The sequence below is a fragment of the Nonomuraea sp. 10N515B genome (assembly GCF_052245915.1).
Lineage (GTDB): Bacteria > Actinomycetota > Actinomycetes > Streptosporangiales > Streptosporangiaceae > Nonomuraea.
Genome location: NZ_JBQQBQ010000125.1, coordinates 1 through 12,721 on the forward strand (window position 1 = coordinate 1; position 12,721 = coordinate 12,721).

19 protein-coding genes are annotated in these 12,721 nt (G+C 66.7%); 9 read left to right on the top strand and 10 right to left on the bottom strand.

Annotated features, from left to right (window positions below):
* Positions 1–602: 602 nt before the first annotated feature.
* Positions 603–1,097, bottom strand: a complete 495-nt coding sequence (locus ACTWQA_RS57260; protein ID WP_443167185.1) for a hypothetical protein — start codon at positions 1,095–1,097, stop codon at positions 603–605.
* A gap of 92 nt (positions 1,098–1,189) precedes the next feature.
* Between ACTWQA_RS57260 and ACTWQA_RS57265 the strand changes: the two genes are divergently transcribed.
* Positions 1,190–1,582 carry a hypothetical protein gene (locus ACTWQA_RS57265; protein WP_443167186.1) on the top strand — a complete coding sequence of 131 codons (393 nt, stop codon included), beginning with the start codon at positions 1,190–1,192 and terminating at the stop codon, positions 1,580–1,582.
* Positions 1,583–1,647: 65 nt separating this feature from the next.
* Here the strand turns inward: ACTWQA_RS57265 and ACTWQA_RS57270 are convergent, their stop codons facing one another.
* Genes ACTWQA_RS57270 through ACTWQA_RS57295 form a run of 6 tightly spaced genes read right to left on the bottom strand, consistent with a single transcriptional unit; the run spans position 1,648 to position 5,030 of the window.
* Positions 1,648–2,244, bottom strand: a complete 597-nt coding sequence (locus ACTWQA_RS57270; protein WP_443167187.1) for a WbqC family protein — start codon at positions 2,242–2,244, stop codon at positions 1,648–1,650.
* A 3-nt stretch (positions 2,245–2,247) separates the two neighbouring features.
* The gene (locus tag ACTWQA_RS57275) at positions 2,248–2,397 is read right to left on the bottom strand and encodes a hypothetical protein (RefSeq protein WP_443167188.1); all 150 of its coding nucleotides are present in this window, start codon (positions 2,395–2,397) and stop codon (positions 2,248–2,250) included.
* A complete protein-coding gene (locus ACTWQA_RS57280) occupies positions 2,339–2,935 on the bottom strand; it encodes a YdcF family protein (protein ID WP_443167202.1) in 597 nt (198 codons plus the stop codon). The genes ACTWQA_RS57275 and ACTWQA_RS57280 overlap by 59 nt, the downstream gene beginning before the upstream one ends.
* Positions 2,936–2,950: 15 nt before the next feature.
* The gene (locus tag ACTWQA_RS57285; protein WP_443167189.1) at positions 2,951–3,529 is read right to left on the bottom strand and encodes a TetR-like C-terminal domain-containing protein; all 579 of its coding nucleotides are present in this window, start codon (positions 3,527–3,529) and stop codon (positions 2,951–2,953) included.
* A 2-nt stretch (positions 3,530–3,531) separates the two neighbouring features.
* Positions 3,532–4,734: an amidohydrolase family protein gene (locus tag ACTWQA_RS57290; protein WP_443167190.1), complete on the bottom strand. Its 1,203-nt coding sequence runs from the start codon at positions 4,732–4,734 to the stop codon at positions 3,532–3,534.
* The gene (locus tag ACTWQA_RS57295; RefSeq protein ID WP_443167191.1) at positions 4,731–5,030 is read right to left on the bottom strand and encodes a hypothetical protein; all 300 of its coding nucleotides are present in this window, start codon (positions 5,028–5,030) and stop codon (positions 4,731–4,733) included. The genes ACTWQA_RS57290 and ACTWQA_RS57295 overlap by 4 nt, the downstream gene beginning before the upstream one ends.
* 537 nt (positions 5,031–5,567) lie before the next feature.
* Between ACTWQA_RS57295 and ACTWQA_RS57300 the strand changes: the two genes are divergently transcribed.
* The 4 genes from ACTWQA_RS57300 (at position 5,568) to ACTWQA_RS57315 (ending at position 7,715) form a co-directional block, all read left to right on the top strand.
* Entirely contained in the window at positions 5,568–5,927 is a 360-nt protein-coding gene (locus ACTWQA_RS57300) for a transposase (RefSeq protein WP_443167192.1), read from the top strand.
* Positions 5,884–6,195, top strand: a complete 312-nt coding sequence (locus ACTWQA_RS57305) for a transposase (protein WP_443167203.1) — start codon at positions 5,884–5,886, stop codon at positions 6,193–6,195. Before ACTWQA_RS57300 ends, ACTWQA_RS57305 begins: the two co-directional genes overlap by 44 nt.
* Before the next feature lie 303 nt (positions 6,196–6,498).
* On the top strand, positions 6,499–7,128 hold the full coding sequence (locus ACTWQA_RS57310) for a DUF6461 domain-containing protein (protein WP_443167193.1): 630 nt from the start codon (positions 6,499–6,501) through the stop codon (positions 7,126–7,128).
* A 125-nt stretch (positions 7,129–7,253) separates the two neighbouring features.
* Positions 7,254–7,715: an aKG-HExxH-type peptide beta-hydroxylase gene (locus ACTWQA_RS57315; RefSeq protein WP_443167194.1), complete on the top strand. Its 462-nt coding sequence runs from the start codon at positions 7,254–7,256 to the stop codon at positions 7,713–7,715.
* A 357-nt stretch (positions 7,716–8,072) separates the two neighbouring features.
* On the opposite strand, the gene ACTWQA_RS57320 is transcribed toward ACTWQA_RS57315, so the two are convergent.
* Together ACTWQA_RS57320 and ACTWQA_RS57325 are read right to left on the bottom strand one after the other, a co-directional pair.
* Positions 8,073–8,600, bottom strand: coding sequence for a hypothetical protein (locus ACTWQA_RS57320; protein WP_443167195.1), 528 nt, complete (start codon positions 8,598–8,600; stop codon positions 8,073–8,075).
* A gap of 244 nt (positions 8,601–8,844) precedes the next feature.
* Positions 8,845–9,024 carry a hypothetical protein gene (locus tag ACTWQA_RS57325; protein ID WP_443167196.1) on the bottom strand — a complete coding sequence of 60 codons (180 nt, stop codon included), beginning with the start codon at positions 9,022–9,024 and terminating at the stop codon, positions 8,845–8,847.
* Positions 9,025–9,231: 207 nt separating this feature from the next.
* Between ACTWQA_RS57325 and ACTWQA_RS57330 the strand changes: the two genes are divergently transcribed.
* The 3 genes from ACTWQA_RS57330 (at position 9,232) to ACTWQA_RS57340 (ending at position 10,526) form a co-directional block, all read left to right on the top strand.
* Positions 9,232–9,639 carry a hypothetical protein gene (locus tag ACTWQA_RS57330; protein ID WP_443167197.1) on the top strand — a complete coding sequence of 136 codons (408 nt, stop codon included), beginning with the start codon at positions 9,232–9,234 and terminating at the stop codon, positions 9,637–9,639.
* A gap of 255 nt (positions 9,640–9,894) precedes the next feature.
* Positions 9,895–10,032 (top strand): hypothetical protein, encoded by a 138-nt coding sequence (locus ACTWQA_RS57335; protein ID WP_443167198.1) that lies wholly within the window; start codon positions 9,895–9,897, stop codon positions 10,030–10,032.
* A 221-nt stretch (positions 10,033–10,253) separates the two neighbouring features.
* Entirely contained in the window at positions 10,254–10,526 is a 273-nt protein-coding gene (locus tag ACTWQA_RS57340) for a hypothetical protein (protein ID WP_443167199.1), read from the top strand.
* 402 nt (positions 10,527–10,928) lie between these two features.
* Here ACTWQA_RS57340 and ACTWQA_RS57345 read toward each other — a convergent pair whose 3' ends face one another.
* A complete protein-coding gene (locus tag ACTWQA_RS57345) occupies positions 10,929–11,363 on the bottom strand; it encodes a beta/gamma crystallin-related protein (protein ID WP_443167200.1) in 435 nt (144 codons plus the stop codon).
* 431 nt (positions 11,364–11,794) lie between these two features.
* Between ACTWQA_RS57345 and ACTWQA_RS57350 the strand changes: the two genes are divergently transcribed.
* Positions 11,795–11,977, top strand: a complete 183-nt coding sequence (locus tag ACTWQA_RS57350; RefSeq protein ID WP_443167201.1) for a hypothetical protein — start codon at positions 11,795–11,797, stop codon at positions 11,975–11,977.
* Positions 11,978–12,721: the final 744 nt, after the last annotated feature.

Consider the following 12,721-nt stretch of genomic DNA (forward strand, 5'->3'; position numbering starts at 1 on the left):
CGTGGAGAACGAGCCGGGTTTGTTCGCTCAACCGCTCCCGTAGCCCGGCGAACCCTGCCCTGACCAGCCTGCACTATCCAGCGCAAGCGACGAAGCGGACATCAACTCGCGTAACGCCCTCTCAGTGCAAAGTGACGCTTCGGGAACGATCGTTTGACAACGACCAGCCAATCCTGATTGGCGTGGCCGGCTGGGTTCGCCTGGATAGCCGGTGCGCCGTTATCCATCCTGGCGCGGTCGATACCGAGGTTTCTGTGTGAACCGGCGTTCTCGAAGGCGGCCGTCGCCGACGTCAAGGTGCAGCTGTTCACCCCAGGCGCGGGCCGTATCCCCTTTTCACGGCTCGCGCCCTTTCTTGTGCCCCTCTTCCCCGTTTCTGGAGGTCCCTCGTGCGACGTTCCGGCGTCGACGCCCGCCTGGGCGAAGAGTAACCTCGCGGTAGCCGTAATAGGCAAAAGGCCCGGCCACCCTCGCGATGATGGGTCTCGAACCCTGATCGCCCAGCTCATGAGAAGGCATCGTCCATCCCCACAAGTGATCTTTGATCACTGTGCTGTGGAGACCTTAAGGCCTTGCGTGCCTGCGAACAGGCTCCGGCTCGGTTAGTAACTGACGTAGATGTGGGAGAACCCAGCCCAGTTCCAGGCCCGGAAATCGGGCTTGAAGAGGTTGTCCCCGATCGGAACGCGGCAGCGTCCTCCATGCCACGACCCGCAGTTTACCCAGTACGGCTGACCGCGGGTGTTGTAGGTCTGCACCTGGAGGACTGCGTTGCGATTGCCGAACACCCTCCAGGTGAACGTGCGCCAGAGACCGGGACGTCCGAAGATTGCACAGTTCCCCTCAGCATAGAAGTAGCGCTTAGGGTTGGCGGGAAGGTTGGCGCCACAGGCCTGTTCTGAGGCGCCGGCCGGGCTCGGCGAGACAGTGAACGGCGCAACCGCCACAAGTGCTGCGGCACTCACCGCCATCGCCTTGCGGGCAAGCGCATTCATCCTTTCCCCCTTCGTTTCGATTCGGATGCGCGAACACGTAATGCCACGATCCGTCACGTCGGGGGGCATGTCATTGTCGCCGAGCGCACCGTCATTGCACATTCACGCACACTGGCCCTCGGGGCGCGCCGCGTGACTCGACGGCCAGTGGCCAACCTCTACGGTCCGGCCAGCCGCTACGTATGATCCCGGGCATGAGTGACGAGCTGGGCGAGCCACTCACCCCGCAGGAGATCGAGGCGTTCCTGAAGCGGTACGCGGCCGGTGACCCGGTCGCCGAGATCGCTGCCGACGTCAACGTGAGTGTCGGAACCATCGTCGCCTACGCCAGCAGGAGAAGGGTGTGGCGGCCGGAGAACACAGCGCGCCGGTCGCAGCACCACACGCTGACGGAGGAGCAGCTGGCGGAACTGCGCGTCGCTTACCCCGACCGGGACCGTCCGGTCGCGGAGATCGCCGCTCCTTCGGCGTCACGGTGGGGGCACTGGCTCGGATCGCGCTGGCCGAGGGCCTACGCCGCCCGACCTAATGATGGCGTTTTGTCAGGCATCGCTGGCCCAGCGTTGATCAATATTTGTGGCCAGTGAGCGAGCCGATAGGGGCTAGAGGCCAAGTCTCGGACTGTCCTCTTGAAGGCGTTCACGCAAAGCCTCTAAATCCCGCTCAGGGAACATGGTCCAACGAGCGTCAGCGCTTGTAAGGCGCTCACCTCACGGGCGGATTCCCAGACGCCCAGTGCGGGAGTCTCGAATGGCAGGACCTCGATCGAGTGGACCCGGAAGGCGGCGGGCTCCAGGTATCGCATGCCACCGGTCCCGCACAGGTATGTCGTCGCGCCGGTCAGCCAGGCGAGGTCCGCGAGCCGCTGTGACCGTCCGCCGCGGGCGAGCAGGTCGCTGCTATGGAGGATTCGCCCTGCCCACCCGACCTCCTCCAGCAGCAGACGCGTGGACAGCTCGGCCACGTCCGCCAGCCGGTCCGTCCTCTCGAACTCGGCGAGCACCGGCTCGAGCCGCCGCTTGAACGCTGGCCAGTAAGCGCTGTGCCGGTAGTGGTCGGCAAGGAGCTGCGCGACGCGGCGTCGGCAGCGGGCGGGATCGGCCAGACGTGCTCCGCGGATGGAGGTGGCACGGCCGTGCGGCAGATGGGTGGCGATCGAGAGCCACCGCGTCTGCCCAGAGCTGTCGAGCGAGGCGAGGCGCGTGCGGTGCTGATAGTCGCGCCGGGCGAACTGCACGTCGTCCAGCACGATTCAGTAGTCGGCGGCGAACAGCTTGGCCAAGGTGGCGAGCCGAGGGAACAGGTTGGGCTGGTGGATCGCGCACACCTCGCCGTACAGCGGCTCAGGGCGTGAGGAGTCTGCTGTCGAATCCTGCGCGGAGAAGAGCCTGGTAGGCGTCATGAACCTCTCCTGGGACGGGCTGCTCGATGGCGTAGCCGAGCTTGGGGTACTCGATCACGCGCTGGAGGTCACCGACGAGCATGTCGATGACCAACTTCGGATCGCCGATCGAGCTGACGTAGCCGTCCAGCTCCAGCGGCTCTGAGGCGCAAACCACCTCGACCTCTGGCCACACCTTGCGCGCGGTGGCGTAGGCCCGGCACTCCATATATGGCTTGGAGATCAGCAGGACGGACGCAGGGTGGTGTCCCGCATCAGCCAGGACGTCCCGCGACAAGCTGATGTTCTGGCCGGTGTTGGTGGCGTTCGGCTCCAGCAAGATCGCCTCATCAGGCATGCCAAGTTCCAGCGCGTGCTCGCGGTAGTGAACGGCCTCCCCGCGAGGGAAGCGTGCCGCAGTGGTGGAGCTGGTCGCGCCGGAGAAAACCAGCAACGGGAACCAGCCGGTGCGGTACAGCTCGACTGCCGCACGCGCAACCCCCAGATCGTGGCTGCCCCTACGGCGATCTCTGGAACTGGAGGTGGTGGTGCAGGAGATTCCTCTGACTCGTGATCACTTGGTCACCGCGCGGGCCAGGCTGGTTGCGAGGTCGTGGGCGAAGATGTCTCGCTCATCTCTGCGGAGTATGAACAGCCAGACGAACACCGGCCCGGCCAGCAGGGCGTGGACCCTGTCGAGATCGGGCTTGTCCTGGAGCTCTCCCCGGTGGACGGCGCGGTCCAGGACGGCGGTGATGCACTCCTGCTGGCGGGCCACGAATGTCTGTTGGAAGCGGGCGGTCAACGCGGGGTCGGCGCCGACGTCGGCCATCAGGCCGAGCACCGAGCCCAGCGCGGTAGGGCTGCCCATGGTGGCGAGAATGTCGTCGATCAGCGCCTTCAAGTCTGTGGTCAGCGAACCGGTGTCGGGCGGAATCTGCAGGTCCAGGTCGTGCACGGTGGCGGCGTAGACCAGTTCCTGCTTGGTGGCGTAGCGGCGGTAGATGGCGGCCTTTCCGGCACCGGCTTGGGCGGCCACGGCGTCCATGGTGAGGCCGGCGTACCCGGTCTCGACCAGGACGTCCCTGGTCGCGGCCAGGATGGCCGTGTCGACGCGTTCGTCACGGGGACGTCCAGTGCGTGGTGTGTCCATGATCAGACGCTCCCCAGCCGAACCCCGCGGCGCCAGATCGCGGCGATGGAGCGGGTGTCGGTGATGTCGGTGGTCGGGTCGCCGGCGACGAGGAGCAGGTCCGCCCGCAGCCCTGGGGCAATGCAGCCGCGGTCGGTCAGACCGAAGTGGTGAGCGGGGACGCTGGTAGCCGCGGCGAGCGCTTGGGGGGGAGTGAGACCGGCCCGGACCAGCAGGACCAACTCCCGGTGGATGCTGGCGCCGTGGACGACGGGGAATGCGCCGTGCGGGCCGTCGTTGGCGTCCGTGCCTGCCAGTAGCGGCACTCCGGTTTGGTGCAGTGCCTGGATGACCTGCAGCACGTTGTCCAGCACTCTCACCGAGGGTGGCGGGCCCACCGGCAGGCCGCGGCCGAGTGCGGCGCGGGTCGCAGGGGCCAGGCGTCGGCCGATGCGGTCGTCGTCGGCCAGCTCGAGGCCGCTCTGCGCGGTGACCGCCTCGATCAGCGCGAGGGTGGCGGTGACGAACACCCCGTGGCCGGCGGCCTTGCGGGCGAAGACCTCCGGATCGGGACAGGGCTCGAAGAACAGGTGCGCCAGGCCATCCACGCCCGCATCCAGCGCGATATCGGCGGCGGCGCGGGTGGTGACGTGCGCGATGATGCTCAGCCCGGCATCGCGGGCGGCGGCGACCAGGGCGTTGACCGTGCGTGGTTCCAGGGTGGGCAGGGAAGCGCTCATGCCGGCCCCGTCCTCGATGAGGATCTTGAGGTAGTCGGCACCGTCGGCGACCCTGTCGGCCACGAACGCCTTGGCATCATCGGCGCCCCGTACGGCCGGCAGCTCGCCGAAGATCTCGCCCATGAACTGGCCGGGATGACCGCCGGGCGCGTTGGCGCCGACACTGGCGCTGCGCACGTCGGCGACGTCGTCGCGGTCCCGGGCTTCCCGTCGCACGCCGGCGAACAGATGAGGTACGGAGAACATATCGAGTTCGGTGGTGACGCCGAAGCGCAGCGCTTGTGCCAGGCTGCCGGGAAAGGCGTGCGTGTGGGCGTCGATCAGGCCGGGCAGCAGCGTGTGGCCGGTCCCGTCGATCACCTCCCCGCCGGTCAGCGGGCCGGTCGTGACGGCTTCGATGAGTCCGTCGCGCACAAGGACGCTGGCTCTGGGGATGACCTGCTCGCCGTCGAAGATGCGGACGTCGGTGATCAGGGTCGTGCTCATGCGGACTTCCTGGCGGCGCGCAGGAGCATGACGGCGGGCACCCAGGTGAGGATGAACGGTGTCGGCTCGAGCAGCGCCGCGCCGAGCGTGCCCCAGCCGCCGAGCATCCAGGCGACGAACGTGGGCGGAACCGTTCCCCGGCGGCCCAGCCAGCCGACCAGCAACCCCAGGGTGAGCAGCGGGAGCCCGAAGGAGCCGATGGTCAGCCAGAAGGCGCCCTGCCCCGGCGTGAGATTGGCCAGGCCGTTCGTGGGCAACCACAGCTGCCCGGTGAACCAGGCTGGGACGTGGCCCATGCTCATGACGGTCGTAATGACCAGGTGCAACCCGCCGAGGAAAGCGGTGATTCGACCGGCCCACATGACCGGGCGCAGTGCGGGAACAGCGGCGCTAGCCGCGTTTGCGGGAAAGGTGACAGCCACATCGATCTCCTTTATGGAACGACCGGTTCCGGAACGACTGGTTTCGATAGTGGCACACTCTAACAGGGTGCGCAATCTGGGGCTCGCCGTAGTACAGGCCGAAAGACAGGCGGATATGGACCAGACGGCTTACAAAGTGCCCCCGTGTACAAACTGATCCCTGCGCTTGCTGCGTGGTGCTGACATCGGGCGAAAGTGTGACGTAGCGCGAATCTTCTGCGACATAGAGCGACCTTCCGATAGCAACGGTGGTTATCGAAGCCACGTCACCAACCGGAAGGTCTGCCGCCGTTGTACGCCACCGCGCCTGTCGCTGTCTCCCGTAACGATGAAACTGCCTGCTCATGCGTGGCCTGCCGGTACCGCCGCGGAGCCGATCACCCGATCCGGGCGCCCCGCTACACCACCGACATGAGTGACGAGGAATGGCAGGTCATCAAGCCGTTGATGCCCTGGCCGGCCTGGCTGACCGGCAACGGCGAACGACCCGAGAAGTACTGCCGCCGCCTGATCATGGATGCCATCCGGTACGTGGTCGACAACGGCTGCAAGTGGCGCAATCTGCCCGCCGACTTCCTGGTGCCCTGGCGCACCGTCCATGCGATCTTCACTCGCTGCTGGCAGGACGATGATCTCTATGCTTTCCACAATGACCTGCGCGAACAGGTCCGGATAAGCCGACGGTCGCGAGCCGGAGCCCAGCGCGGGGATCATCGATTCGCAGTCGCTGCGGGCCGCCGAGACCGTCGCCGCCGGCTCGCGCGGATATGACGCGGCCAATTATCAGGTGCAGGGCACCGAGCGGCACGTCATCGTGGACACCCTGAGCCTGCTGCTGGTCGTCATCGTCACCGCCGCCGGCGTCCAGGACCGCGACGGCGCCAAGCCCGCACTGGCGCGTCTGCACGACTGGTACGAGCGGATCACGCTCATCTGGGCCGACAGCGCCTACGCCGGCAAGCTCGTCCGCGCAGGCGATGCGTGCGGGACTATGAGCGGTTATCCGAGCACCACGAGGCCATGGTCTTGTGGGCGATGATCATCCTCATGGGACGACGACTCGCACGATCCACATCTCCCAAATCGACCTGACGATCAGTTTGTACACGGGCACTTAACGCATAGCTGCAACTCCACACTGTAGGCGGCAATGGCATCGCTGACCCCCAAGACTGCAAGATCCCTTACCGAACCCCGAAGAGTCAGCGGAAAGCTGGGCGCGGGTGGTCTGGCCGGTTCCGCCGCGCCTCTGGGATGATCTCGACGTCCGTTCCCGCCAAGCAAAGGGGCCCTGCTTGAACGCCGGACGGCCCCCGACCTGCGCGAGCACTACCGGCGACTGATGAACAGCACGCAGTGGCTCGGCGTAGGCATGTGCTGGACGGCGGTGGTGCCCGACGATGGGCGGGCGCTCACTTTGGACCAGGTCGCCGCCCGGCTCGCCGGGAACACGCCCTATCGGCTGCACGAGCCGGCGACGCTCGACGCCGTCGGGCCACCCGAACGCGACGCCTACCCCCTGTTCGTCGACGGGTTCGGCTCGGCCACCGTTCTCTTCGAGTGGGACTACCTCGTGGCAAGCCCCGCCGTGCTCCGGCGGCTCAGTGAGGGAGCGCGCGTCTACAGCGTCTGGTGGAACGTCAATGCCAACAATCTGCTGAGCTTCGCGGCCGGAGGCGAGCACGTCCTGGCGATCGACGCGCTATTCCCCGGGCGGCAGGAACACCATGCCGGCCTGACTCGATGGCCCGAGCTGCAGGCGATGACGGACTTCTTCGCCGCGCCCGCGTCCGAGAACCCCGACGAAGACGAGGAAGAGGATGAGGACGACCTCGATGACCGCGCCGACTACGACTGGAGGGCCGCCTGCCTCGCAGTCATCGACCGCACTACCGGGGCGCGGCTGACCGGCGAGTGGCTGGAACAGCCGCATCCCTACGTGACGGTCCGCAGGCCCGACGCGACGCGCTGACCCCTGAACGGTCAGCGCCCGAGCTGCGTACGCGGGAAGCGATCATTCTCTTTACGGGAAGCGATCTTCTCAACCCCCCTTGCGCCCAGGCCGGCCCTACTCGTGAACACCCCTCCTGCGACATCGTGCAGCAGCACGCCGACTTCACCCGGCGCCGCCTCATCGGCCTGACCAACGCGCACGTGAGTTGTACGGATTCGCGGCAGGTGACACACGAGCTGTGCCACCAGTGGCTTTACATGATTCAAGAAGCGTGGCGACTGGCCCGGGAGGGCGCCGAACAGCTTGTCCTCCCCTCGGGAACAGCGGACCGCACGCCCAGCGAGGTTCTGGGCGCCGCGCACGTCGCGGCGGCACTGGTCCGCCTGCACCGGATCGACCCGGCCGGGGCCGACCTGCAACACGCCGCTGACCACATCCGCTACCTGGTCCACTACGGCCGCGGATGCCTGTCCCTGCTCGACGGCATCGGCGACTTGACCGATGCCGGGCGAGCACTCGCCCAACGGCTCGCGCCTGCATTTGGCGTCGCCCTTTGGTGGCTTACTGACTCAACGCCATGTGACCAGCAGCAGGAGAATCCATAGCGCGACACACACCTCCTCTGCGGCGGTCATACACCACTGCGGGTATGTTGGCGTTGGCGCTGGTCACGGAGTCGAGTGCGCCGCTTGCCATGGCTTGACAACCGTGTGTACCCTCATGATCAGTCTGGGATTCATATAGGTACATCGGATTTCCTACCGCGCGTACGGTTCAGACGACGCGCTGAAAGCGCCTCTCCGCGCGAACGCGACATCCCCCATACCTCGGGTACCCTCTGAATCGATCACGTCTCAGATGCTTGATCACCAGCAGGGCCTGGATGTTCCCCAGTCCAGGGCCTTTCGGATGCCCTTTGACCAGCTCCGGAGCGGTTACCTCGCCGAGGCCATGCGGGGGCACTAGTACTTGCGGCAGTCGTGCTTGGCGAGAACCAACGTCATCCCGGCGACCTGGTTGGCCTTGTAGGACACGTAGAAGAGGTAGAGCGCCTTCTTGTTGCCCGGCACGCCGGCGGTGGGATAGCCGCCCGGACCACGCCGCAGGTCAGGGTAGACGGCCTTCAGCTGTGCCCTGGTGGAGCCGATGCCGATGCCCTGGGGCGTCTTGAGACCAGAAGGCGCGACGATCATGGTCACGCCGTACTTCCTGGAGATGTACATCCCCACCCGGTAGTTGGGGTACGGGTTCTCCTTCAGGTCCCAGCCCGTGCATCTAGCGTGGTCCCCGACTGATTTGCGGACGATTCTCCCGGTCGTCTTGGCCTTCGCGGCGCTCATGCCGAGCTTCAGGTTGCCGTACCCGTACGGTCCCAGCGTCGCCTTCCGGGCGGCGAACGCGGCGGGCGCGACGGCGACCGGCACGAGCCCGCCCGCCAGCGCCACCACCAGCGCCGAGCGGCCGACCCGTAGGGCATTCGTTCGGTTCATGCGCTTCCTCCTTGATCTTTGACTTGATCACTTTAGTGATAGTTCGGGCTGGTAGTTGGGGATTCGCGGAGTTGCGTGCGGGCGCCGCAGCACGCGGGTCACGAACCGGCGCCGACTTTCACGCAATCGGCCGTCTCGGAGATCTCTTCATGTGGTGGCATTCGATCGACTACCTCAAGCGGGACGGCCGCGAGCGCGGCATACTCGCGCCACCGCGGTTTCCGGCTGCACGAGGTGCCCCTGCTCATGCCGTGGTGCCGGATCCGGTCACCGGCCGGTGGTCAACGGGTACGGCCCGCACAAGCCCGGCCTTGATGCGGCCCGCTGGGCGGCGTGCGACCGGTGCGGCATACGCCTCGACCCACAAGGCAGCCTCGACCCCGAGCAGTACGACGTTGGCCAGCCGTACCCCGAGCCGATCCACACGTTCGGCCCCTCGACGGCGCTTCTCGCCGCTTTCGAGCCAAATAGGCCGGCCTCCGCCTGGCAGTCCCCTGCGGACGTCAGCGTGCCAGCGTCCACGGTCGCCCTCTGGATCGGTGACAGGTGTTCACGTGCTGATCGCTCGGCGCCGTATGGCGTTGCCCCTATTGTGATCACCACTGTGAAGATAATGAGGAGGCACCCCCAAGTGGGCAATATCAAGCGAAGTGCGGCCCTCGCTCTCGGCATGGCGGCCACGCTGGCAGCCTCCGCCACTTTGAGCGGTCCGGCCATGGCGGCGTCCTCGCCCATCGAGGCCTGCGGCGGCGGCAGCTACCATGTGATCGACAGCCACGCCTTCGGCTCCAGCGCCACCACCTACCTGCTCTACAACGGCAGCACCAACTGCGTGGTGACATGGAAGACGGGAGCGAGGGGCAATACTGCCTGGGTGCGTGCGATGGTGCAGGCGTACGGCTCGCCGGGGCAGGTCGACGCGAATTACTACCGCTATTACGCCGGACCGGTCAAGGCCTATGCGCCGGGCAAGTGCATCATGTGGGGCGGTTCCTACGGCGACCAGTGGTGGGAGAGCCCCTGGGAGCATTGCGGCTGACCCTCGACGCCTCGCAGCGGAAAGACTCTCCCGGCAGGAGGAGTCTTTCCGCGCGATCGGGGGCGCTAGCGTCGTGGCTTCTACAGGCGTCTTCATGACCTGAGCGGCGCGACGAGCAGGGGCCAGGACATCGCGTTCGGGCCCCTGCTCGTGTCTGGACCGTCGCTGGCCGCCGCTGGAGAGCACAAGCAGAAGAGCACAAACGCCGCGCCGACGTTCACACTTCATAGCCGCGCATGAGAGGAGGCCCCTCTCATGCTCGACTTACGTCTCGCCGCGTACGGGCCCCATGCGGGTCGTCTGGGGGTGCTGCCGACCCCGTTGAGCGTGGAGATCGCGTGCCCGTTCCTGGACGTGCTCGCACTGAAGCTGTCCTACAACACGCGGCCCTGAACGCGGAGCTGCTCGGCGGGCCGGTCGAGGTCGCCGTCGAATGATCGGAAGACGGCCAGACATGGACCGAGCCGAGCGACGGCCGGTTCCTGCTGATCCAGCGGCGCGCCGACCAGGTCGACGAGACCGGGCTGGCCACGCACCCTGTACGTGCACTACGCCGACGAGATGTTCGAGGCCGCCGACGACGCGGCCGGTCTGCCCAAAGCTGGAGGCAGGTGATGGTCGCCGTGCGGCGTATCCGCACCCCGCGCGAGGCCGAGAACTTCCGGGGCGTCGTGGTCCAGGCGCTGGCCATCCCCGACGTGTACGCGCGTGACGTGGCCGTCGCCGCGCTCACGGTCTACTTGGAGTTCGTGTCGATGTGCGAGGATCCCGAGGCGTTGCCGTCCGACTTGGCCGCGATCGTGGGCACCATGTCGCGTCTCAACGCGCGCCGCGCGGGTATCGCCCGCCAGCGTGCCGAGCAGCGGATGAAGCGCTACTTGGACTAGCGCCGACACGGAAGCCGCGCGGTTGCTGGCCGCGCGGCTTTCGCGTGTCCGTCTCGCCACCCCCACCCCCTCGCCGCCGGCCACGCACCCTCCTGCATTTGGCGTCGCCTTTTGTGCTTCATGCTGGTGGCGTGTGGGTTGATCTTGTTGAGGCCGCGGGCCGGTGTGGTGTGTCGGTGGGGTCGGTTCGGCGGTGGGTGGGGGAGGGGTGGTTCGTGCCGGATGCGGCTGGCCGGGTCACGACGCGGTTGGACGGGAGCGGCCGGCGCGTGGTGCGCCTTGATCGGCTTCTGGTGGTGGAGCGAGAGGTGCGGGCGCGGCGATGTAACCGTGGGGCGCGGCCAGCTGCGGGTTAGCTTTGTATGTGTTTGGTGCGCCGCCAGGTGATGTTTCCGTCGTTTGTCAGAGGGTCGTGCTCAGGAACATCGGGAAGTTGAAGCAGTTCGGGCCGATGAGCCTCTGGACCGAGGAGATGGTGTCGCCGAACTGCCACCACGTGTGGTGCAGGTCGTTGATGGCCTGGCCTGGGAGGATGCAGTAGGCGCGGCCACCGTTGTTGTCGTGCTGGTAGACGACCCAGGCAGAGTTGCCGGTTACGCGAATGGAGCTGGCCCGGTCTTCGCTGCCGGTGGAGGAGAGGTTGCGGTTGGACTCGGTGAAGTTCCAGTTGGTGCCACCTAGGGACTGGTTTTGGCCGAGTGTGAGGGTTCCGACCGCGGACTGGCCGCCGCCCAGGACCGTTACTGCGTGTGCAGAGCCGGCCTGCGCTGGCGCGGCGGCCGTCAGTGCCGCCACGGCGGCTGCCGAGGCCAGGATCGCGAGTATGTGCTTACGCATGAGGTACCTCCTGTAAGAGTGGCTTTCATCAGGAGGGCGTGACGTTCCGTTCCATGGCGCGGAACGGACAGACCCGAAACCGATCCACCGAGGCGACCAGAAAGACCGTGCTGGTGAAGGTGGTGCGGGGGCGGCGATGTCATCGGGGCGCCCGGACGCAAGGCGGTCCTTAGGGGACGGGAGGGAGACCCCGACGCGCAGGTCAGGCTGGAAGGAGATGCGGGCTCGGCGCGGGCCCGGCTGCAGGAGCAAATCGCGGCCTGCCGGGACAGGTACGGCCAGGTCCTCACCGACGCGCCCGCCGCCGCTACCGGCCGGTCCGCGCGAGCGGCGACCGATCCGCTGCAGGTGCTGCGCGACCGGGTCCGAGTCGATCCGGTGCGGGTGGCCACGACTTGGCTGGAGATCGACCGGCATCTGTTGGGGGGCGCGTGACCGAGAACCCGCACATGGACGTGCACGTGGATCCGCACGCCGTGGTGGCGGTGCTGCGCAGGCGGATCGATGAGCTGACGTACGAGAACGCGGTCCTGGCCGTCGCCGTCGACCAGCTCCAGACACGGCTCAACGAGTTGAGCCGCCACCAAGCGACTGAACAATGGCCCTCGCGCTGAAGGGACGTAGCGCCGGGATGAAGGCGGGAACAGTTTGTACTGCTAGGGCAAGTCCTGGCGGGACGTCGACTCAGGCTTCCGCGACCTTTGGACCATGATCATGGCCGCTTGGCCAGAAAGTGTCGCTCCCCGTGCGGCCATGATGCCGCCGACCGCAGCCAGGACTCCGGCGAGTGCTGCGACGGCGGCGCTCACCGAAGATACCCAGTCGGTCGGCTTCGCCACGTTCGTCTCTTCTGCCGCCGAGGGTTGTGCCGTCGAGGGTGGAAGGCGAGGCGTGGCCGTCACCGTAACGGTAGGACCCGGAGCAGGCTCCGACGCAGAATCAGTGCTCCTTCCCCATATCGCACCTGCGAAGAAGACGACGCTGAGGAGCACGGCTGCTACGAACACCCAACGGTTGATCCCGGAGCGGAGCTGTGGGCTAGGAAGTCGTGGACGAGAACGCAGTTGCCTGGCGACCACGACGCCAGCGACACCAAGCACGAGCACAACGACTACCAGTAGGAAAAGGTACTGCCGCTGGTAAGCGTTGACCGCTGGTGGTAAGGCAGACGACCGTAGGACGAGGCTCGTCAGTAGGAGAATCACGGTTAGCGTTCCAAGAGCCGCGGCAGGAGCAATCGTCAAGACCTGTGGATCAAGTTTCTTAAGCAGCTTTCGACTTACCCCCGATCGTCGGTGATTCCTCGGGCCGCTCGACGAGCTTGCCCTTGACGAACGTGGCCCCGGCGCGGACCAGGG